Raw genomic sequence first — 20,751 nt, 5'->3', positions numbered from 1 at the left:
AGGCCTTCGAACCCCTGCACACCGACGCGGGTTACATAATGCCGCCACAGTTCGTCGACTCCTCGAACACTTCTAAGCCTGTGCGCCGTCGGCCCTTCGCCGCGGTAGATGAGAACATATTTGCGAGGCGTGCCTGAGAAGCCGGGCGTGTGGACGAGTTCGACGGTTCACCTAGCCAGTATTGATCGCGATGGTCTCCGTGCTTGGCGGTATTGGCGATGTCCCTGAAGGCGGCCTGCATGGGCACGGCCTCCGCGATCGCCTTTCGGTAGGCCGCCGCGTTAAGACCGTTTCGCCGATCGCGTTGAACCAGCGCCTTCGCCGTCCAGTTTTCGAGCGATTGAGCGGTGATCGCGAAATCTATGGTGGGCGAGTCGCCGATGCTCACGTCGATGTGCCAGCCATCGTCCCCAGCCGACTGCAGAGATGGAAAGCGTATCGGAAAGATTCCAAGACCGGGTGGGGCCAGCAAGCGCCCATTGCCCTCAAACTGCGTCCACCTGGACGTCCGGTTCTCGGCAGCAGGTCGATGCCCGCCCTGGCGCATCGAAGACCGCTGACTGCACTCCCATGACCGTTAGCGCCGTCAGCCGTTGCGGTTCCACCACTCAATCGGAACCCACTCCCCTCCAACTACGCGTAGTCGCAACGCCTCAGCTTCCTGCTGAGTGAGCGTTTCATCCCAACTTCGATCAAACTTCGAGTTTTGAACCTTAGTGGCCTTATACCCTGCTAGCGCATACAGACGCCGGCCACCCCCAACTCGCGATGCCACCAGCTGATATGCAGCGCGGCCCAATTCGTCGTTGATAAGCTTCATGGACAGTCGGCCATGTTGAGCAAGTAAAGCTCGAAGGCACAGCACAACGCCTTCAGCACCGAGCGCCTCTACAGTGTGCGATGCGGATTTCCGCCTGCGGTTCGCCTGAAGGCTTCTCGATGATGCCGTTTGACGGGCGCTTGGTTCATAGCCGACAAGCTCGTAGGCTCGGTTCATGGATCCGAACCGTCGAACGAACCGGTGTGCATTCGGTATCTCGCGCGCGGAATTGATGATGTCAGCGTTGAGCGTTCCGTGACGCTTAAAGACCCGAGTCAGGCCGTCGAGCATCTGTCGATCCGTGAGCGGCGTCCTGTTCCGCTCAAGGCGTGCCTGGGCCGCGTCGAAAGTCCGCTGATCAATCAGAGCATCAAACGCTCCATGCACGCAGACCCACTCGGACTTGGGCAGATACTCAGCGTTCGTCGCTTTCATCCGACGCCGGGATTTTCGCACCACGTTGGTCCCCGCGTATCGGGGGCTCGTGAGCACATGATGCACATAGTGCGCGTTCCAAGGACCACGTCCGGCCCGGCGATCGCCTGACTCGTTCAAGCGGCGTGCGATAGTGTTGATGCCCAGTTTCCTGTCCACGAACATGCGGAATATGTCGCGAATAACCGCAACTTCATCGGGAGGGCCGAGCACAAGCCGCGTACGACCATTTTGCGGGCCCTTTCGCTCACCGCTCTCCATGACCCGGCCCAAAGTGCCGTCCGGCATGATGTGCTGTCGGCGAAGGCCATATCCGGGCGGACCTCCCTGCCAAAAGCCGGCTGCTCCGAGTTGATCCTTGGCTTGGACCACCTTCGCGGAGAGCTCGCTGCTATACTCAGCTGCCATCATGCGCTTGAGATTTTTCAGCAGGCTCGCGGTGAAGCTGCCGTCATTCTCGAATTGCTCCGCGCAGTATTCGACCGCGACCCCGGCCTCGACGCAAACGAACTCGTAGTGGGCTGCCTGATCCGGGTTTTGGAACCGGCCCCATCGACTGACGTCATAGACGAGGATTACGTCGAAGCCGGGCGCTCCATTGAGTACGTCTGCCAGCATGGCTTTAAGGCCGGTGCGCTGGTCGATGAGCAAGCCGCTCACGCCCTCGTCCGCGTAGGTGCGCACGACCTCGTACCCGCGTGAGTCCGCATATCTGGCGATCGCCGCCTTCTGCTGCAGGATTGAGCTGTCTTGTCGCTCTGTCGACATCCGAACGTACTGAGCGGCACGCTTTGGAGAAGCATCTGATTGCATCGAGCACTCCTTCGAGGGTTCGACGCGACACTAGAATTAGAAGGTCGTCTCTAGCGACATTGTTGCAATGTGCTTACAGAGGCCGCCCGCTAAGGTTTCCGCCTAGCCAGCGGGCCGAAAAGCGACTGAGGCGCCCTTAAGTGGTGGCCGAAAAATATCGTGGCCGATCAAGCGGAAGTTGAGCCAGCCTTAAGTGGTCCCGACAAATGTGTCGAGACCACTTAGAAGTGGCTCAAAACACCCAAGAATGGCGCAGCAGCTGGATTCATCTCTCCACTAACCAGCTGAGTGTCCGCGTGTGACTCAAAGCGGCGGTTGGGGACGTCGGCTTTCGGTCAGGGAAATTATGAAAACAGCGGTGGCGTCCTCAGCACTGTTTGCCAAGGTGTGGCTTGCAGCTATGGACGGGCGGAATGAACTTTTCGGGTTGGAGAGCGAGCTTGGCTCAGACGCAGCATGGCGTTGGACGCATTCGATCGAAGGTCGAAATTTGGGTCGGAGTGGGCGTCGTGCTCGTTCTCGCCTTCTTCCTGATTAGCGGCGTCGTCGCCTACCTCAACGTCCAGGGCCTGCGCGCCAATAGTCAGAAGGTGGTTGGAACCCATACGACACTGGTGGCCATAGACCAGGTCCTGTCGACCGTGCAGGACGCTGAAACGGGACAGCGCGGTTACCTTCTCACGGGCCAAGACCGTTATCTTGAGCCCTACGAAGACGCCGTGGCCGCAATGGACCGTGACCTTGCGATCCTCACCGAAGTGACCTCGCGCGACCCAGCGCAGCAGGCCAACCTCAAAGAGGTCAAGCGCCATGTCGGCGTCAAGATGGAGCAGTTGACCCGGGGAATCGAAGCGCGGCGTACGGGCGGCCTCGCGGCGGCCGTCGCGATGATCGAAACTGACCGCGGCAGGACGGCGATGAATGCGATCCGGGAACGCTTGGCCATCATGCGCGCCGACGTCGCGCAGCAGCGGCGACAGTGGCTGTCTGAGATGGAGGTCGCTTACCGGACCGCCCTGCTGACCGGAATCCTGTCCGCCCTGCTCGGCGCCGCCCTCACCGTCGGGGTGTTCCTGCTCATCCGCAACAGCACGCGGGAACGCGCCCGGCGGGAGTGGCTTCAGGCCGGACAGGTCGGGCTCGCCGAAGCAATGAGCGGCGACAAGACCATCGAGGCGCTGGCCGACAGCATCTTGGGCTTCCTGGCTCGATATGTCGACTTTCAAGCCGCAGCGATCTTCAAGGGCGAAGGCGGCGTTTTCCGCCGCGCCGCCACCCTGGGCGTTCCATCAGACGCGCCCGTGCCTATGGAGTTCCGACTTAAGGAGGGCCTTCTGGGCCAGGTCGCCGCTGATGGGGCGTCAGTGCTGCTGACGGATGTCCCTCAAGGCTATCTGACTATTGGATCCGCGCTGGGACGGGATGACCCGCGTCATCTCGTCATCGCCCCTGCGAACGCTGATGGCGTCATCAACGCCGTGATCGAGTTGGGCTTTATCCATGCCCCGGGACCGCAGGTCCTTCGGCTGCTGGACGAAAGTGCGGCTGCGATAGGCGTCGCCCTCAGGTCGGCGCGCTATCGTCTGGATCTTCAGAACGCCCTCGAAGAGACCCAGCGCCAGTCCGAGGAACTACAGGTGCAGAGCGAAGAGCTTCGGGTTTCCAACGAGGAGTTGGAGGAGCAGGGGCGCGCGCTCAAGGAATCCCAGGTGCGGCTGGAGCAGCAGCAGGTGGAGCTTGAACAGACCAACAGCCAGCTGGAAGAGCAAGCACAGGTTCTGGAGGGACAGCGCGACGACCTGGAACGGACCGGCGCCGATCTGGCCCTCAAGGCCCGGGAGCTCGAAGCGGCCAGCCAGTACAAGTCCGACTTCCTCGCCAACATGTCCCACGAACTCCGGACGCCTCTTAACTCCCTGCTGATCCTGTCGAAGCTTCTCGGCGACAACAGCGACGGAAACCTGTCCGAAGAGCAGGTTCGCTACGCCCGGACCATTCAGTCCTCGGGCGACGATCTGTTGACGTTGATCAACGACATTCTCGACCTCTCCAAGATCGAGGCCGGGCACGTCCAGATCCGTCCCGAAGCTGTTTCGGTCCAGAGACTGGCCGGCGACTTGCGCCAGCTGTTCGATCCGATTGCAGACCAGCGGGGGCTGAACTTCACGATCGACGTCGCCAAGGGGACGCCCGATCTGGTTGAGACGGACCGTCAACGTCTGGAACAGATCCTTAAGAACCTGCTTTCGAACGCCTTCAAGTTCACAGAGAAGGGGAGCGTAAAGCTGAGGATCGCGCCCGGCGACCGGGGCTTGGTTTTTTCGGTGAAAGACACCGGAATCGGTATTTCGCGCGAACAGCAGAACAGCATCTTCGAAGCCTTCCAGCAGGCCGACGGCACGATCAGCCGCAAGTACGGCGGGACGGGGCTCGGACTTTCGATCTCCAGGGAACTGGCTCGGTTGCTCGGAGGCGCGATCACTCTGGAAAGCAAGCCCGGCAAAGGCAGCACCTTCACCCTCAGCGCGCCCCTCGCCTACGACGCCGCTCAGGTTGCGTCGCGCGCGCCCTTTGCTCCGCAACCCGCGGCGTCCTCAGTCACGCAGGCCGCCCCGAAATCGTCGCCCGCTGTCCTGCCCCGCGCGATTGAGGATGATCGGGACGCGCTGGCCGTGAACCGGCGCACGTTGCTGGTCGTTGAAGACGACGATCGTTTCGCCGCCATCGTCCGGGACCTGTCGCGCGAAATGGCGTTCCAGTGTCTTGTGGCCAGTAATGGCGAGGACGCGATCAAGCTGGCCAAACAGTACCGGCCGAGCGCCATCGTCCTTGACGTCGGCCTTCCTGACCAGTCCGGTCTGACGGTCCTGGACACGCTGAAGCGCGACGACCAGACCCGCCATATACCGATCCATGTGGTGTCCGCTGGAGACCATGCCACGACCGCGCGCGCGCTTGGCGCGATGGGGTATCTCACCAAGCCGGTCAAACGTGAGGCGCTGGCGGATGTCCTTCGGGCCCTGGAGGAGGACCTCACCCGGACCGTTCGACGAGTCCTGATCGTGGAGGATGACGCCGTCCAGCGCGAGGCCATGAGAGCCCTTCTGTCGAGCGGCGGGGTCGAGACGGTCGGGGTGGGCACGGCGGCGGAATGCCTTCAAACCCTCGAACAGCAGACCTTCGACTGCATGGTTGTGGACCTGTCCCTGCCCGACGCCTCCGGCTTCTCGCTGCTGGAGACGCTCAGTCTGGACGGTCAGCAGGCCTATCCGCCGGTGATCGTCTATACCGGCCAGGATCTGACGGCGGACCACGAGCAACAACTGCGCCGCTACTCCAGCTCAATCATCATCAAGGGCGCCAAGTCGCCGGAACGCCTGCTGGATGAGGTCTCGCTGTTCCTCCACCAGGTGGTCGCCGACATGCCGCCCGAACAGCAGCGCATGATCCAGAAGGCGCGAAATCGAGATGCCGTGCTGGAAGGCCGGCGCATCCTCGTCGTCGAGGATGATGTCCGAAACATCTATTCCCTCACCAGCGTGCTCGAACCTCGCGGCGCCGTCGTGCAGATCGCGCGCAACGGGCAGGAAGCGCTCGACGCGCTCGATGCGTCCGCCGCCTCTGCACCCGCCATAGACCTCGTTCTGATGGATGTGATGATGCCGGTCATGGACGGGCTCACCGCGACACAGCGCATCCGGAGCGATGGACGCTGGGGCGGCCTGCCGATCCTGATGCTGACCGCCAAAGCCATGCCGGACGACCAGGAACGCTGTCTCGCAGCAGGGGCCAACGACTACATGGCCAAGCCCCTGGATGTCGATAAGTTGCTCTCTCTGGTCCGCGTGTGGATGCCGCGCTGATCCATGGCCGACGCTCTCGAAGACCTCGAAATCCAACTGCTGCTGGAGGCGCTGTTCCAGCGCTATCATTTCGACTTCCGTCACTATGCCCGTGCGTCGATCAAGCGGAGGCTAGTGCAGGCCCGCGACCAGATGGGCTATCCGACGCTGACCGCGCTGCAGGACGCTGTCCTGCACGACCCGACGATGCTGCCTCGGCTGCTGGGCTATCTGACGGTGCAGGTCAGCGAAATGTTCCGCGACCCGACCTATTTCAAAGCCTTGCGCGAGACGGTGCTTCCCCATTTGCGCACCTATCCGTCGCTCAAGGTTTGGATTGCGGGGTGCAGCACTGGCGAGGAAGTCTACTCCCTAGCCATCCTGTTCCGGGAGGAAGGGCTGTATGATCGCACCCTCTTCTATGCCACCGACATCAATCCCGATGCGCTCCGCGCAGCAGAAGCCGGGGTCTACGCCCTCGATCGGCTGCGCAAATTCACCGAGAACCACCAGAAGTCGGGCGGACGTTCGTCCCTGTCCGACTACTATACGGCCGACTACGGGCGGGCCGTCTTCGACCGTAGCCTCAGCGCCCGGGTCGTCTTCTCCGATCACAGCCTCGTCACGGACGCGGCGTTCGCCGAGATGCAACTGATCTCCTGCCGCAATGTCATGATCTATTTTGATCGCGCCCTGCAGGATCGCGCCATTGGCCTGTTCAAGGACTCCCTACCACGCGGAGGCTTCCTCGGCCTCGGCTCCAAGGAAAGTTTGAGGTTTTCGGCCCACGCCGGCGAATTTTCTGAGTTCGTCCCCCAGGAAAAGCTCTACCGAAGGCTAGGCGCATGAGTGTCCCATCACAACGCGCGGTGGTGATCGGCGCTTCCGCCGGCGCCGTCCAGGCGCTTTTAGCCATCCTTCCCATCCTCCCAGCGGACTATCCCTTGCCCATTCTGATCGCGGTCCATGTCCCCCCGGATCGAGGCAATGGTCTCGTGCCGCTGCTTCAAGCGAGCTGCGCCCTTGCGGTGCTTGAAGCCGAGGACAAGGAAAGGGTCCTTCCTGGAACCGTCTATTTTGCGCCCCCCGATTATCACCTTCTGGTCGAGCGAGATGGCGGGCTGGCCCTGTCCTCGGATGAGCCGGTCAACTATTCTCGCCCATCGATTGACGTTCTCTTCGAAAGCGCCGCCGACGCCTATAGAGCCGGCCTGATCGGTGTCGTGCTGACGGGCGCCAACAACGACGGGGCCGCCGGCCTGAGAGCCGTTATGGAAAGGGGTGGCGAGGCCTTCGTCGAACGCCCGTCAGAGGCCTATGCGTCAGCGATGCCAGAAGCCGCTCTCGCGGCCTGCGCGGGCGCAACGGCCATGAGTCTGGCGGACATCGCAAACTATCTGGTGGAACTCGAAGCCGCATGACGACCCTCGACACCCCGATAAAGGTTCTTCTTGTCGATGATCTCGAGGAAAATCTCCTCGCGCTTGAGGCTTTGCTCCAGCGCGAAGGTCTCCACCTGCTCAAGGCGAAGTCCGGAGATCAGGCGCTGGAGCTGCTCCTTGCCGAAGACGTCGCTCTCGCCCTCCTAGACGTGCAGATGCCTGGCATGGACGGCTTCCAACTGGCCGAATTCATGCGCGGCAACGCCCGGGTCCGTCATGTCCCCATCATCTTCGTCACGGCGGGCAGCGCAGAACAGCAGCGCCGGTTTCGCGGCTATGAGGCCGGCGCGGTCGATTTTATCCAGAAGCCGATCGAGCCTGATATCCTGCGAATGAAGACGGAGATCTTCATTGAACTCTATCAGCAGCGTGAGCGGATACGCCTGCAACGAGACGAATTGGACGTGCATGCGACGGCCTTGAGCGCCGCAGATCAACGCAAGAACGAGTTCCTGGCGGTCTTGGGTCATGAGCTACGCAATCCCCTCATGGCCCTGAACGCAGGGCTGAAGTTGCTCGATCGCGCCGGCGAGCCAGATCAAGCCGCCGTCATCCGGGAGCGGATGGCGACCCAAGTGTTTCACCTCTCGCGGCTTGTCGAGGATCTGCTTGACGTTTCGAGGATAGATCAGGGCAAGATCGCCCTGCGCCTCGAACGGGTGCAGTTAAAGACCGTGCTGGACTCCGCGATCGATACAAGCCGTCCCAGGATCGACGCGGGTGGGCATGCCTTCACGTTTGACCTACCGACGGAAACCGTATGGGTCACAGCCGACTTCACCCGCCTATCGCAGATCGTCAGCAATCTGCTGACCAACGCAGCCAAATACACCCCGTCGGGCGGGACGATCCAGCTCCGGGCGAACGCCGGGCCCGACTACGTCGAAGTCGCCGTCTCCGACACTGGCGTCGGCATTTCCAAGGATATGCAAGCTCGGGTCTTTGAGCTGTACACGCAGTTGAAGGGGCCCGACGATCGATCCAGCGAAGGCCTTGGCATCGGTCTCGCCCTGGTCCGCCAACTGGTCGATCTGCATAAGGGCGACATCCGCGTGGAAAGCGACGGTCCGGGCGCCGGCAGCTGTTTCACCATACGGTTGCCGCGTTCAGCATAGCATCGACCGTCGGAGTAGGCGCGGCTATTGCCAAACAATGCGGCAGTGAATGTCTGGGACTGGCGCCCAGAAGTTCATTATCTGGAAGCAGGCGTCACGACAGGCAGGCGACCTCAGAGGAGGGGGCATGCGACAGTCTGACCTGTTCCTACAACCGAAGCCCTCAGGGAACGCGCCGTCTAATCGGCCCCAAGGCGCCGCTTAAGCCCAAGCTCATCTGGTCCATCCGACAACAGTTGAGTGTGGCTAGGAGATTTCGCGACCTCGCCGTGTTCAACTGCGCGTTGGATTCGAAACTACGCGCCTGCGACCTGGTCCGACTTCGCGTGAGCGATGCGGCGAGAGGCGGTGTTCTCCGTCAGCGGTCGGTCGTCATCCAACAGAAGACCGGGAGACCTGTGCCCGTTGAGATCACCGAGCCTGCGCGTGATGCGATCGCTGCTCGCCTGAGTGTGCCGCGCCAGCCTGAAGACGACTGGCCGTTCCCAAGCCGGAGCCGGTGCGGCCAGCACATCGGCGCCAGGCCGTATGCTGGGCTGATAGACCGATGGCGCCGTTGATTGACCTAGAGCCCTAAGGGTACGGCGCTCACAGCCTTAGACGCACTAAGGTCTCGCTCATTCACAAGAATGACAGGCAATCTTCGCGCATGCCAGCTCCTGATCGGCCACAGGAGATTGGAGAGCATAGTCAGATATCTCGGTATCGAGGTGGATGACGCCTGGGAGATGTCAGAGCAAATCGACTTGTGACCCTAAGCCGGGCCCTGAAGCAGGCCCGGCGATGGTCAGCTTTGGGTGGGAAGCGGATGTTAGTGGGCAGGCGCCGAGAGGCCGTACCCTCCTGCGGGCGCCGTCTCGGCCACCCTCGACATTCCCGCGATCATCGGTCGCCCTCTCGAGATCGCATCGCGGACCGCCGGAAGCGTGAGTGACGCGCCGTGCGCTTCCTTACTTTGCCATGCCTCTGTGATCCAAATCACCTCCGGCTCTAGCGGGTCCAAAGCAACGATGTAGCTCAAACAGCCCGGCAGTCCGCTTACACCCTCGATGAGGACTCTGACCAGCTCGTCGCGATGACCTGGCTGCGCTGTCATTTTGCCGATCAAGCCGTACATCGATGAACTTTCCATGTCCGCAGCAGACGCGCGAAGCGGTGAAGTGACGGCCAAGCCGACGCCAGCAACGACGATTCTGCGGCTGATTTCCATCGCAATACGTTAGCTGGCCGATAGATCGAGACAAGCGGATAGTTCCGCAACGGGTCGATTTCGGTCCTGGGCTTTGGCGCCGAACGCGGATGTTGGCCGTTAGGCCGGAAAGCAGTCGCCCTTGACGCCAAATCGGGGTGATTAGTGGACGTTCCTCATCGAAACAACGGGGCGTGGAACCATAGCCTCTAGAAACGACCGGTAACCGGACGGGCGTTGCCGCATTAAGGGAACGACGCCTTGTCGATCCTCCGGAGAGCCATGCCCGATCCCTATATCCTCATGCTGTTTGTGGTGGGGGCGCTGGTCGCGCTGGTGGCGTGGCTGCCGCTGGTGTTCCGGCGCGCGCCGCTTTCGCTGCCGATCGTCTGCGTCGGGCTTGGGGCCGCGCTGATCAGCCTGCCGCAGGTAGGGTTCGATCCGCTGCCGCAGACCTATCCCGAGATCACCGAGCGGCTGACCGAGTTCGTGGTGATCATCGCCCTGATGGGGGCAGGGCTGAAGATCGACCGGATCTTCAATCCGAGGCGATGGGGCGTGACCTGGCGGTTGCTGGGCGTCACCATGATGCTGTCGATCGTGGCGATCGTGCTGCTGGGATGGACGGTCCTGGGGCTGGGCCTGGCGGGGGCGATCCTGCTGGCCGGCACGCTGGCGCCGACCGATCCTGTGCTGGCGTCGGACATCCAGGTGGCGGCGCCGGGCGAAGGGCGTGAAGACGAGGTGCGGTTCGGCCTGACGTCCGAGGCGGGGCTGAACGACGGGTTGGCGTTCCCGTTCGTGAACCTGGCCATCGCCCTGGCCCTGGTGGCGGCGGGCCAGAAGGACGACTGGTTCGTAGAGTGGCTGACCGTCAGCGTGCTGTGGGAAATCGGCGCCGGGCTGGGCATCGGCTGGGCGATCGGCTGGCTGTTCGGCTGGCTGACCTTCACCATTCCGGTCAGCACGCGACTGGCCGCGACGCGCGACGGGTTCATCGCCCTGGCGGCGACCTTCATCTCATACTCGGTGACGGAGATGCTGCACTGCTACGGCTTTCTGGCGGTGTTCATCACGGCGCTGGCGTTCCGGCACGCCGACCGGGACCACGATTTCCAAGTCGAGATGCACGACTTCATCGAGCAGATCGAGCGTATGGCGATGATGGTGGTGCTGGTGCTGTTCGGCGGGGCGCTGGCGTCGGGCCTGCTGGCGCCGCTGCGGCCGCTGGATGCGATGGTGGCGTTGGCGATCGTGCTGGTGGTGCGGCCTCTGACCGGGATGATCGGCTTCATCGGCTGGAGGCGGCCGATGCGCGAGAAGCTGATTCTGGCCTTCTTCGGGATCCGGGGCGTGGGGTCCTTCTACTATCTGGCCTATGGGCTGAACGCCGCGCCGTTCGAGAGCGACGACCGGCTGTGGGCCATCGTGGGGCTGATCTGCCTGATGTCGATCCTGCTGCACGGGATCACGGTCACGCCGGTGATGCGATGGTTTGACCGCAGCGAAGGCCGCGATCCGGATGCAGAGGCGGATGGGGTGCAGGCCGAAACGTCGGGGCGAGGAACGTCAGCCTGACTTTGTGACCAAGGCCGATTGGATCAGGCACCTCAAATGTCCGCTACGGGTGGTTAGCGGTCATCGACTGGCGGTAGCCTTCGCTTAGCTTCCGAGATGAGCCACTCCACGACTTCAAGGGGGATGCTTCCTTTATCAAACGTCGCCAAGGTCATCTGACCGTTTGCGTCAGCGTAGAAAACCTCTGCCAAGGGCGCGTGTTCGATCACCCCATCCGACAGTTCGAGGAACATGCCGTCACGCTGGACATCACTGCCCATGGTCAGTTGAAGGATCCAGCAGGCGACTTTGACATGCGAATACCCCAGATCGCACTAGCCTAATCGGCTGGGCCGATGTCCGCCTCGGGTGGGAAGCGGACATCGTCCCAACTTTCAATCAATGAACTCGGTAATGCATAGCGACCGCGCCGTTACTGAAAGGCTTGGTCGAGAGCAGTTCTAGTCTGCGTGTTGCGGACAAGCCGGCGTGATAAAGGGTCGGACCGTGCCCTGCGATCCTTGGATGAACGACGAGCTTGTATTCGTCGATCAGATTCAACCGATCTAGTTCCGTCGCCAGCTTGTCGCTGCCGAGGAGCACGCCAGCCGGCGTAGCGTCCTTCAGCGCTTGCACCGCCGCATGTAAGTCGCTGCCAAGATGGTGGCTGTTTGTCCACGGGAACGTCGTACGAGTCGTTGACGCCACATACTTTGGTTTGTCTTCCAGCTTGACCGCCCACTCGCGGATCGCCGCAGGTGCATCCACCTCGCCACTAGCGACGGTAGGCCAGTATCTCTCCATCATCTCGTAGGTCACACGACCCCAGAGCATCGCGCCGTTCTCGTCCATCAAGCGGGTAAAAAAGGCGTGCGTCTCGTCGTCGGCGATGCCTTCCTGATGGTCGACGCAGCCATCTAGAGTGAGGTTGATGCTGAAGGTCAGAAGTCCCATGAGGCTAGCCTATGCGATCTTGGCTCGAGCTCAACGTCCGCAACGGGTTGGTTTGCGAAGCAGCCATCGCCCCCGAAAGAGGACCTCTGATCCACGCACGGAATGTCGTCTTTCCGGCATGGTCCGCATGACCGCTCCTGGCGCATCTGCGACATTTGCGACACCAGCGAATGATGGCGCCTCGCGCCACGTCAGCTCGGTCGTCAGATTTGAGCTATTCGAGAAGGCTTCCAGGGGAGACAGCTAAGGCCTCCGCCAGCCGGCCTAGCGCACGGACGGTAGGATTCCGCGTCCCTCTCTCAAGATCACTCAGGTAGCTTCTTTTCATGTTAGCGCGAAATGCGAGTTCTTCCTGCGAAATGCCGGAAGCAGTTCGCAGGGCGCGAACATTTCTACCTAGTCGCACCACCAAATCCATGGTGACAGCAGACCGCCGGGCCACTCTGAACGCTGTCCACCAGGCGTGTCATTTTGACCTGGCATCGGGTGTTAAGAGATCGCGAGGATCGACTCTAAGTGCAATAGCCAACCTCTCGAGCGCATTCACGCTGGGTTTTCTTCGCCCGAGCTCAATCCCGCTGAGATAGCTCCGCTTCATGCCAGCTGCGAACGCAACCTCCTCTTGCGAAAGATTGCGGTCGTTTCTGATCCGGCGAACATTCCTGCCCATGAGATCGGTGAGGCTCATTCAGCCTAGTGATCGCGTCAGGACTCTTTTAGCTGTCCCTCAAACGTGTCAAAATGACCCCTGAACGTGTCGTGGGGGTTTTCCGAGTGGTGCCCAGTTTTGACAGATCGGTAGCAGAGGATGCAGCTTTAGCTGCTCTCTATCGACGGTATAGCGACTGGCTCCGCGGCCGTTTGCGGCTTCGCTTTGGTGCCGAGAACGCAGAAGACCTTGTCCAAGAAGCCTATCTTCGCATCGCGCCCTACCAAGCTCGCGGAATCAAATCGCCCAAATCGCTCCTTCTGCGCATCGCCTCCAATCTGGCCCTGGACGGCATCGCGCGTGACACTGTCCGCCAGAAGCATCAACACGAGGCGGTAGCCCACGCCGACGCCTTCGACAGCCCCCACGAAACCCTCCTCCTGAAGGAAATCGTCCGCTCTATCCCCGAAAAAGACCGCGAGGTTTTCCTGCTTTCTCGCTTCGGGGGTTTGACTCACGCCCAGATCGCTGCGCGACTGGGAGTTGCGGTCAAAACCGTCGAGTGGAGGATGGCGCGCGCCCTCAAACACTGCGACGATCAACTGCGCCGCTGATCGGAGGGGCCCGCGATGAGCGCGAGTCAAACACCAGCGACCCCCGCTGACCGCGAGGCTGCGGAATGGTTCGCGCGTCTCAGCGCCACCTCTGTGTCGACCGAGGCGCTGCATGACTTCTTCGAATGGCGCAAAGCGCCGGAGAATGCGGCGGCCTACAAGCGGCAAGAGCAGAACTGGGACCGCTTCGCGCGCCTGAAGGGCGACCCCGAGATCGACGCCATGCTCTCGGCGGCCGGCCAGCCCAAGCCGCGCACCGGCCCGTCCGGCCGCCTGATCCTCTCCGGCGTCGTCGCGCTTCTAATCGCGGGGCTGGGCGTGGGGGTCTATTGGACGCTCAACGCCGCATCGACCTATGGGACCCAGGTCGGCGAGCAGCGCTCGGTCCAACTGGCCGATGGTTCGGTGGTGCGGCTGGATACGAATAGCCGCATTCGGGTCAAACTCTCTGGGTCCGAGCGCCAGATCGACCTGCTCGAAGGTCAGGCGCTATTCGAGGTCGCTCACGACGCCCGCCGACCCTTCCGTGTGCACGCGGACGCCATGACGGTGACGGCCCTGGGCACAGTCTTCGATGTGCGCCTCGACGGCGAAAACGCGCGCGTCGTTCTGGTCCAGGGCAAGGTCAAGGTCGAGGCGCCTGGCGGATCGGATCAGGTCCTGCTGCCGAACCAGACGGCGCGAACGAGCGGGCAGGGGGCCAAGACCCAGCCGATCGACGCCGCTGTCGCCACGAGCTGGGCGGAGGGTCGGCTGACCTTCTCCAACACCCCGCTCCAGGCTGCGGTCGCCGAGGTGAACCGCTACCTGACGGACAAGATCGAGATCGACGCCCCGGGCACCGTGCAGACGCCGATCAGCGGCGTCTTCCGGGCCGGGGATCGGGCGGCCTTCGTCTCTGCGGCTTCGGACGTGTTCGATCTGGAGGCCGTGGCTCAGCCGGGAGGCGCGATCAAACTCGTCCCGCGCCGGACAAAAAATCCCTGACCCTCACCAGGGTCTAGCGGGGTCTGACCCGTCCTTACCCCGACGCACTGCTGCGTCGTCGGGGAGGACATCATGACCTATCACAGTCGCAAAGGGTTCGGCGCCGCCGCCATCGCCGCCTGTATCGCAACCGTCGCCGCGCCGGCTTCGGCGCAGAGCGAGCGGACCTTCACCATTCCCGCTGGTCCGCTGGAGGCGGCGATGGGGCAGTTCGCCGCCCAGTCGGACCACCAGATCCTGTTCACCACCGAGATGGTCGCCAACCGCCGAACGGGCGGTGTGTCGGGCCGGATGACGGTGACCGAGGCGCTGGACCGGCTGTTGGTCGGCAGCGGTCTGTACTGGCGGCAGACGCGGCCCGGCGTCTTCACCCTGCGCCGCGCCAATGGGACGGGCGCCGAGACGGTCGAAGTCCTGACGCCGCCAGCTGCGCTCGACGACATCATCGTCACCGGCAGTCTGCTGAAGGTGTCCGGCGAACTGGCGTCGCCGGTTCGGGTCCTGGGCCGCGACGAACTGGATCGCAGCGGCCGGGCGACGGTGGCCGAGGTGCTGACCGACCTGCCGCAGAACTACGCCGGTTCGGGCACGCCGACGGCGTCCCTGGCGGGGGCGGACAGCGGCGGCTCCAACTCCAGCGTCGCGACCGGCGTCAATTTGCGGGGGCTCGGCCCGGATTCAACGCTCGTCCTGATCAACGGGCGACGCATGGCCGGGACCGGCTATCGCGGCGAGTTCGCCGATCTATCGGCCCTGCCGTCGGCGGCGGTCGAGCGTGTGGACGTCTTGTTGGATGGTGCATCCGCTCTTTACGGCTCGGATGCGGTCGCCGGCGTGGTCAATATCATCATGCGCCGTCGCTTCGACGGCCAGGAGAGCCGGGTCCGCGCCGCCGCCGCCCAAGGTGGGGCGGAGGATCTGATGGCCTCGCATCTGATCGGCAAGACCTGGTCCAGCGGCGGCGTCCTGGCGGCCTATGAGTACCAGCATCTTCAGCCGCTGAGTTCCCTGGATCGGTCCTATACGCGCGACGGCGACCTGCGGCCGTTCGGCGGCTCGGACTGGCGCTCCATCTTCGCCGCGCCCGGCAATATCGTGGACTACAACGCCGCGCTCGGCGCCTATGTCGCCTCTTATGGCCTGCGACCCAACGCCAGCGGCCGGGTCCAGACGCCGGCGGATTTCACGGCGGGGAGCCCGAACCTCGACAGCGTCTCCCAGGGCGTGGATCTGTCGCCCAGCCAGGAACGCCACAGCCTCTATACGCGGGTGACCCAGGCGGTCGGCGATCGGCTGTCGCTGGCGGCGGATGTCCGCTTCAGCACGCGGGACTACGCCTTCGCCACCACCCCGGCCTCGACCGTCTTCCAGGTGACGTCAGCCAATCCCGTCTTCGTCTCGCCGAACGGCCAGTCGGCCCATACGCTCGCCTATTCCTTCCATGACGACCTGGGCGCCAGCCGTTACACCGGCACGTCGCGCAGTCTTGGGGTGAACCTCGGCGGCGACTATGACCTGGGGCGAGGATGGTCGGCGGACGCCTATGTCTCCTATGCCGAGGAGCGGGGCGAAAGCCGTCTGCCCGGTCAGATCCATGCGGGACGGCTGGACGAGGCCTTGGGCAATGTCGCGGACAATCCGGCGACGCCCTATGTCGCCAGCCGCGACGGCTACTTCGATCCGTTCGCCGCAGGCGGGCTCAATACGCCGGAGGTCCTGGCCTTCGTCACCTCAGGCTTCATCAACAGCCTGGATCGCAGCCGCGCCACATCGGCCAACCTCCTGCTGGAAGGGCCGGTCGCGACCCTGCCCGGCGGGGAGGTCCGGCTCGCGATCGGCGCCCAGGTCCGGCGCGAAGCCTTCAACACGCGATCGAGCAGTTTCACCTCGGGCGCCGCGCCGCGCGAAAGCGCGCCGGGCGAACAGTCGCGCGATGTGAGCGCCGTCTTCGGCGAGGCGCGCATCCCCTTTGTCGGCGAAGCCAATGCGCGGCCGGGCGTCCAGCGGCTCGAACTGTCCGTCGCCGGTCGGTTTGAAGAGTATGACGACTTCGGATCGACCACCAATCCCAAGATCGGCCTAGTCTATGCGCCGATCGACGCCCTGACGCTGCGGGCGAGTTATGGGACCTCCTTCCGCGCCCCGGCTCTGCCGCAAATCTTCAGTCGCACCTCCGTGGGGGCGACCCTGGTTCCGACCCCGGCCGGAACCCGCCTGCTGTCCATCTATCTGTCCGGCGGCAATCCCGATCTCGAGCCGGAGACCGCCGACACCTATACGATCGGCTTCGACTATCGTCCGGACAGCGGCCTGCGGCTGAGCGCCAACTATTTCGACACTAGGTTCTCGGACCGGATCGCCCAGCCGGCGCGCGAGGGTTTGGCGAATGTGTTGACCGATCCGGCGTTGGCGCCCTTCGTCAGGACGGTCGATCCCGCCAACAATGCCGCCGACCGGGCGCTGATCCAGGCCTATATCAGCGCGCCGGGATTCTCCCTGGGCAGTCTGTTTCCGCCAGAGTCCTATCGGCTGGTGCTCGACGCCCGCTGGGTCAACGCCGCCTCGGTCCAGGTCCGGGGCTTCGATCTGGAAGCGGCCTATCCGCTGGAATGGCGCGACCAGACCTTCCGCCTGTCGGCTTCGGCTTCCTACCTTCTCGATTATCTGAACCAGACCACCCCGGCGGCGCCGCGTGAGGATCTGGTCGGTCTGGTGGGCTATCCGTCCGATCTTCGCGCCAAGGCGGGCGTGGACTGGTCGAAAGGCGACTGGTCGGCCGGCGCCTATGTGAATCATGTCTCGGACTATCGCGACCGCAACGGCCGCGCGATCGAGAGCTGGAATACGGTGGACGCCCGCCTGGCCTGGACGCCTTCCGTGCATTGGGGCCAGGGGCTGACCGCGACGGTCTCGGTCCGCAATCTGTTCGATAAGGATCCGCCCTTCTACGACTTCTCTTCGGGCTTTGGGTTCGATCCGGCCCAGGCGGACGTGCTTGGCCGGGTGGTGGCGCTCCAGCTGATCAAGCGCTGGTAGGACGCCATGTCCCGCCTGTTCTGTCGCTGCCTTCTGGCGGCGCTGGTGCTCTGCGCCTTTCCGGCCCTGGCCCAGCCGCGCCCCTTCACCGTCCACGAGCTTGTTCGGATGGAGGATGTCGGACGCGCCGCCGTGTCACCCGACGGTCGGACCGTCGCCTATGAAACCTTCGGACCCTGGGACCAGTCGTCCCGCTTCGATCTGGGCCCGAGGTCGAACTGGACCACGGGGCGGATCCATCTGTCCCGAATGGATGGCGGACCCTCGCGTCTTTTGCTGGCGGACCTGCCGCCAGGCCAGGTGCTGGGCGACTGGTCGCCGAGCGGGCGCTATCTGTCCGTCTTCGGCTTCAACGCCGGGCGGTGGGAGGCGGGCGTCTATGATGTCGCCGCCGATCGCCTGCGCTGGACGGGGCTGAGCCCGGAGCTGTCCTTCGAAGGGGCGCGCACGGTCTGGATGGCGGGCGACCGGCTGCTGCTGCCGGTCCGCCCGGGCCGTCCCTCGGCCTGGTCGATGCGGCATGACGGCTACGCCCGCGACGACACCGAAGGCCGATGGGCGGCGCGGGACGGGGGGCGTCTGTCCGTCACCACCCTGGAAACCCAAGGTGGGGTCGCGACCTCGGATGAGGCCCGCCCGACGGTCGAACTCGTCATGGTCGAGGCGGCGTCCGGCGAGACGCGGACTCTGGCGCGCGGCCCGATACTCGATGTCGCGCCTTCGGCGTCAGGCCGCTATGTCGCCGTGCTCGAACGGGGGGAGGGGCTGCCGCCGGAAGAGCCACTGGTGCAACTGGCGGCGACCTGGCGCAGCCGGCTTCGACTCATCACGGTGGAGACGGGCGCGAGCCGGGTGTTTGGGGCCGATCGGGATGTCGCCGCCAACCTTCTGGACTGGTCCCCAGAGGGCGATCGCCTCCTGGTCTGGGCACGCCGCGACGGGACGGCGTGGCGAGACGGAGACCTGTGGCGATGGGACGCCGACACCGGCGCCGCAGACCCTCTCCTCCAAGGACGCCTAGATGCGATCGGCGCGCGCCCGTTCGACCTGACCATGGCGATCCGGGCCACCTGGATGGGCGCGACGCCGGTCGTCTTCGCCGGTCTTGCCGGTGCGGATCGGCGCGACTGGTACGCCCTCGAACGCGGCGCGCCGGTCGCCCTTACCGAACCCTTGGCTCAGCCGACTCCGAGTCTGTCGGCTGTGGCTTCGGATCATCTGCTGACCGTCGCCGACGGCGCCGTTTGGCGGCTACGGCCCGAGGCTCAAGCCGACCGGCTGACCCCGCCGGATCTCAAGGTCCAGTCACGTCCGGCGCCTGACGTCTATGCGCCTCAGCGCCAGCAGTTGAACCGCTATGCCAGACGCGACTGGGCGCCGGTTTTCGATGACGGCGGCGGCGCCTGGATCGTCAGCGGGCACGGGGCGCGTCGCGTCTCCGTTCCCCAGCCCGGCGCCCACTGGTGGGTGGAGGGGACGGCCACGGCCGCCATCATCGAGCGCCGCGCCCAAGGGGTGACGCGTCTGGCGCTGGAAGGCGCCGAGGGGGCGATTGATCTGGCGACGGCGAATGCGAATTTCGCCGACCTCGCCTTCGCCGAGATCGTCGATGTGCCGCATCAGGATCGACATGGACAGGCGGTTACGAGCCGGCTCTTCCTGCCGCCGAATACGCCGATGTCTCAGATCAAGGGCGTGGTCGTGGCGGTCTATCCGGAGTCCCGCGCGACGAGCTGGATCTATGATCCCGGCGTCTTTCTCGCCGGGCTCAACCCGCTGGTTCTGGCCTCGACCGGCTATGCGGTGCTCTGGGCCGCCATGCCCGACGCCCCGGCCGCCGATCGGGCGGACGCTTTCGCACGCAATGTCGATCTGGCGCTGGACGCCGCCGGCGCCACTGTTCCCGGTCTTCCGATCGCGCGTTCGGCGGTGATCGGCCATAGTTTCGGGGGATATTCGGCCATGATGATCGCCTCGGCCACGCGGCGTCACAAGGCCTATGTGTCGTGGGCGGGACCGTCGGATCTGGCCGTGGCCTGGGGGGAGTTCCAGGCGACCGAGCGGTCGGCCCTGACCGACAACCTCTATTTCCTCTATCGCGCCGGCTGGGCCGAGACGAGCCAGGGCGCCTTGGGCGGTCCGCCCTGGGCGAAGGCGAAGACCTATGCGGCGGCCAATGTCCTGAACCGCGCCGACCGGATCGCCGACCCTTTGCTGATCATCGCCTCAGACCGGGATGTCGTGCCGATGTCCTCCGGAGAGCTGATCTTCTCGGCCCTGCATCGTCAGGGCAAGCCGGCGCGTCTGGCGACCTATTGGGGGGAGGGGCACTGGAATTACAGTCCGGCGAACATGATCGATGTCTATCGCGAGATTGCGGCCTGGCTGGATCGCGCCCTGGTCAAGGAGACGACCGACCCAGGGTCTCCAGCCGGGATCGCCAGGTCCGAAGCCAGCTTTCCATCGTCGCCGCCACCATGATGTCGCGATAGCCGCCGCGCCAGATCAGCTGCTCGGCCGACAGGGCCTGGTCGGCGCGGCGCCGGTCGATCAGACCGCGCCCGACCAGTTCGCCGTCCAGCAGCCAGGGCCGCAGGACGTCGAGACTGCGGGCGATCAGCCGGCCGTAATAGGCGGTGAGGTCGCCCTTGGATCGCCGCGTAGCGATCTGGGGCGTCAGGCGCGCGGCGAAGGCCAGGCGGGCGAGACCGCGGTCTCGGCCCAAGGTCAGTACGTCGGCCGGGAGGGCCAGGCAGGCCTCCATGACGGGCTGGCTCAACAGGGGATGGCGGATGTCCGCGACCCGGGTTTGCAGGGAGGCGGCGCTGAAGCCTGCGCCGTCCAGCATGCCGACGATCTGCAGGCGTTTGGCCGGGCCGATGGTCGGGGCGGCCTCAAGCCAGGGATGGGGCGCAAGCGTCGGCGCGTCCGGGGCGAGAAAGCCGGCCTGGGGGTCGGACGGCCGGGCCCGTCGGCCGGCGACCACGGAGAAGATCGACCGGCCCTCCCACCGCGCGACGGCGGGCAAGGTCGATGAGACCAGGGCCCGGAGGCCGCGCCTTTGCCTTAGGTCGGCGAACACCTCCTCGCCGAAGGCTTGGAAAAAGACGGCGTCGCCGCCCTTGCCCGTCAGGACGGTTTCGATGCCCAAGGCCTCTAAACGCTCGGCGGCGATGCCGTCGTTGACGGGGTCCATGGCGTTGAAGCCGGGGCGAAACGCCGAAGACAGGCCTTCGAGATCCTCTTGCGGCGTCGGGCCGTTTCAGCAGATCGAGGGTGACGCCGAGCCGCTCCGCCA

General features: G+C 64.2%; 16 protein-coding genes. 9 read left to right on the top strand and 7 right to left on the bottom strand.

What is annotated here, in order from left to right:
• Nucleotides 1-31: 31 nt before the first annotated feature.
• Entirely contained in the window at nucleotides 32-388 is a 357-nt protein-coding gene (locus ABIB58_RS06980) for a hypothetical protein (protein WP_354039945.1), read from the bottom strand.
• A gap of 198 nt (nucleotides 389-586) precedes the next feature.
• The gene (locus tag ABIB58_RS06975) at nucleotides 587-2,068 is read right to left on the bottom strand and encodes a recombinase family protein (RefSeq protein WP_354039943.1); all 1,482 of its coding nucleotides are present in this window, start codon (nucleotides 2,066-2,068) and stop codon (nucleotides 587-589) included.
• A 509-nt stretch (nucleotides 2,069-2,577) separates the two neighbouring features.
• On the opposite strand from ABIB58_RS06975, the gene ABIB58_RS06970 reads away from it, so the two are divergent.
• The 4 genes from ABIB58_RS06970 to ABIB58_RS06955 are packed head-to-tail and all read left to right on the top strand — an operon-like array spanning nucleotide 2,578 to nucleotide 8,467.
• A complete protein-coding gene (locus ABIB58_RS06970; protein ID WP_354039941.1) occupies nucleotides 2,578-5,931 on the top strand; it encodes a response regulator in 3,354 nt (1,117 codons plus the stop codon).
• 3 nt (nucleotides 5,932-5,934) lie between these two features.
• On the top strand, nucleotides 5,935-6,759 hold the full coding sequence (locus tag ABIB58_RS06965; RefSeq protein ID WP_152950508.1) for a CheR family methyltransferase: 825 nt from the start codon (nucleotides 5,935-5,937) through the stop codon (nucleotides 6,757-6,759).
• Between the two features lie 20 nt (nucleotides 6,760-6,779).
• Complete coding sequence (locus ABIB58_RS06960; protein ID WP_354039938.1) at nucleotides 6,780-7,331, top strand: chemotaxis protein CheB; 552 nt, start codon at nucleotides 6,780-6,782, stop codon at nucleotides 7,329-7,331.
• On the top strand, nucleotides 7,328-8,467 hold the full coding sequence (locus ABIB58_RS06955; RefSeq protein WP_354039936.1) for a hybrid sensor histidine kinase/response regulator: 1,140 nt from the start codon (nucleotides 7,328-7,330) through the stop codon (nucleotides 8,465-8,467). The genes ABIB58_RS06960 and ABIB58_RS06955 overlap by 4 nt, the downstream gene beginning before the upstream one ends.
• 811 nt (nucleotides 8,468-9,278) lie before the next feature.
• Here ABIB58_RS06955 and ABIB58_RS06950 read toward each other — a convergent pair.
• A complete protein-coding gene (locus tag ABIB58_RS06950) occupies nucleotides 9,279-9,584 on the bottom strand; it encodes a putative quinol monooxygenase (RefSeq protein WP_152951143.1) in 306 nt (101 codons plus the stop codon).
• A 354-nt stretch (nucleotides 9,585-9,938) separates the two neighbouring features.
• Here ABIB58_RS06950 and ABIB58_RS06945 point away from each other — a divergent pair, with 354 nt between their 5' ends.
• Nucleotides 9,939-11,234, top strand: a complete 1,296-nt coding sequence (locus ABIB58_RS06945; RefSeq protein ID WP_354039934.1) for a cation:proton antiporter — start codon at nucleotides 9,939-9,941, stop codon at nucleotides 11,232-11,234.
• 378 nt (nucleotides 11,235-11,612) lie between these two features.
• On the opposite strand, the gene ABIB58_RS06940 is transcribed toward ABIB58_RS06945, so the two are convergent.
• The 3 genes from ABIB58_RS06940 to ABIB58_RS06930 form a co-directional block, all read right to left on the bottom strand.
• Nucleotides 11,613-12,167 carry a dihydrofolate reductase family protein gene (locus ABIB58_RS06940; protein WP_354039932.1) on the bottom strand — a complete coding sequence of 185 codons (555 nt, stop codon included), beginning with the start codon at nucleotides 12,165-12,167 and terminating at the stop codon, nucleotides 11,613-11,615.
• Between the two features lie 214 nt (nucleotides 12,168-12,381).
• The gene (locus ABIB58_RS06935) at nucleotides 12,382-12,585 is read right to left on the bottom strand and encodes a helix-turn-helix domain-containing protein (protein ID WP_354039930.1); all 204 of its coding nucleotides are present in this window, start codon (nucleotides 12,583-12,585) and stop codon (nucleotides 12,382-12,384) included.
• 48 nt (nucleotides 12,586-12,633) lie between these two features.
• A complete protein-coding gene (locus ABIB58_RS06930) occupies nucleotides 12,634-12,837 on the bottom strand; it encodes a helix-turn-helix domain-containing protein (RefSeq protein ID WP_354040143.1) in 204 nt (67 codons plus the stop codon).
• A gap of 71 nt (nucleotides 12,838-12,908) precedes the next feature.
• Here ABIB58_RS06930 and ABIB58_RS06925 point away from each other — a divergent pair, with 71 nt between their 5' ends.
• The 4 genes from ABIB58_RS06925 to ABIB58_RS06910 all read left to right on the top strand — a co-directional run bounded on the left by ABIB58_RS06925 (nucleotide 12,909) and on the right by ABIB58_RS06910 (nucleotide 19,934).
• Nucleotides 12,909-13,430: an RNA polymerase sigma factor gene (locus ABIB58_RS06925; RefSeq protein ID WP_354039928.1), complete on the top strand. Its 522-nt coding sequence runs from the start codon at nucleotides 12,909-12,911 to the stop codon at nucleotides 13,428-13,430.
• Between the two features lie 15 nt (nucleotides 13,431-13,445).
• Entirely contained in the window at nucleotides 13,446-14,417 is a 972-nt protein-coding gene (locus ABIB58_RS06920) for a FecR family protein (RefSeq protein WP_354039926.1), read from the top strand.
• Between the two features lie 72 nt (nucleotides 14,418-14,489).
• The gene (locus ABIB58_RS06915) at nucleotides 14,490-17,453 is read left to right on the top strand and encodes a TonB-dependent receptor domain-containing protein (RefSeq protein ID WP_354039924.1); all 2,964 of its coding nucleotides are present in this window, start codon (nucleotides 14,490-14,492) and stop codon (nucleotides 17,451-17,453) included.
• A 6-nt stretch (nucleotides 17,454-17,459) separates the two neighbouring features.
• Nucleotides 17,460-19,934 carry a S9 family peptidase gene (locus tag ABIB58_RS06910; RefSeq protein WP_354039922.1) on the top strand — a complete coding sequence of 825 codons (2,475 nt, stop codon included), beginning with the start codon at nucleotides 17,460-17,462 and terminating at the stop codon, nucleotides 19,932-19,934.
• Here ABIB58_RS06910 and ABIB58_RS06905 read toward each other — a convergent pair.
• Complete coding sequence (locus ABIB58_RS06905) at nucleotides 19,855-20,649, bottom strand: asparagine synthase-related protein (RefSeq protein WP_354039920.1); 795 nt, start codon at nucleotides 20,647-20,649, stop codon at nucleotides 19,855-19,857. The genes ABIB58_RS06910 and ABIB58_RS06905 overlap by 80 nt on opposite strands.
• Between the last annotated feature and the right edge of the window lie 102 nt (nucleotides 20,650-20,751).

It is taken from the genome of Brevundimonas sp. UYEF29 (assembly GCF_040546195.1).
Classification (GTDB): Bacteria; Pseudomonadota; Alphaproteobacteria; order Caulobacterales; family Caulobacteraceae; genus Brevundimonas; species Brevundimonas huaxiensis.
The sequence above is the reverse complement of the archived record's forward strand: the minus strand, read 5'-3'. Positions and strand labels throughout refer to the sequence as shown.

Excerpts from the sequence above, each read along its gene's own strand:
- ABIB58_RS06975 (WP_354039943.1), bottom strand. The coding sequence starts at position 2,068 with ATGCAATCAGATGCTTCTCCAAAGCGTGCCGCTCAGTACGTTCGGATG.
- ABIB58_RS06965 (WP_152950508.1), top strand. The coding sequence starts at position 5,935 with ATGGCCGACGCTCTCGAAGACCTCGAAATCCAACTGCTGCTGGAGGCG.
- ABIB58_RS06955 (WP_354039936.1), top strand. The coding sequence starts at position 7,328 with ATGACGACCCTCGACACCCCGATAAAGGTTCTTCTTGTCGATGATCTC.
- ABIB58_RS06950 (WP_152951143.1), bottom strand. The coding sequence starts at position 9,584 with ATGTACGGCTTGATCGGCAAAATGACAGCGCAGCCAGGTCATCGCGAC.
- ABIB58_RS06945 (WP_354039934.1), top strand. The coding sequence starts at position 9,939 with ATGCCCGATCCCTATATCCTCATGCTGTTTGTGGTGGGGGCGCTGGTC.
- ABIB58_RS06940 (WP_354039932.1), bottom strand. The coding sequence starts at position 12,167 with ATGGGACTTCTGACCTTCAGCATCAACCTCACTCTAGATGGCTGCGTC.
- ABIB58_RS06935 (WP_354039930.1), bottom strand. The coding sequence starts at position 12,585 with ATGGATTTGGTGGTGCGACTAGGTAGAAATGTTCGCGCCCTGCGAACT.
- ABIB58_RS06930 (WP_354040143.1), bottom strand. The coding sequence starts at position 12,837 with ATGGGCAGGAATGTTCGCCGGATCAGAAACGACCGCAATCTTTCGCAA.
- ABIB58_RS06925 (WP_354039928.1), top strand. The coding sequence starts at position 12,909 with ATGACCCCTGAACGTGTCGTGGGGGTTTTCCGAGTGGTGCCCAGTTTT.
- ABIB58_RS06920 (WP_354039926.1), top strand. The coding sequence starts at position 13,446 with ATGAGCGCGAGTCAAACACCAGCGACCCCCGCTGACCGCGAGGCTGCG.
- ABIB58_RS06915 (WP_354039924.1), top strand. The coding sequence starts at position 14,490 with ATGACCTATCACAGTCGCAAAGGGTTCGGCGCCGCCGCCATCGCCGCC.
- ABIB58_RS06910 (WP_354039922.1), top strand. The coding sequence starts at position 17,460 with ATGTCCCGCCTGTTCTGTCGCTGCCTTCTGGCGGCGCTGGTGCTCTGC.
- ABIB58_RS06905 (WP_354039920.1), bottom strand. The coding sequence starts at position 20,649 with ATGGACCCCGTCAACGACGGCATCGCCGCCGAGCGTTTAGAGGCCTTG.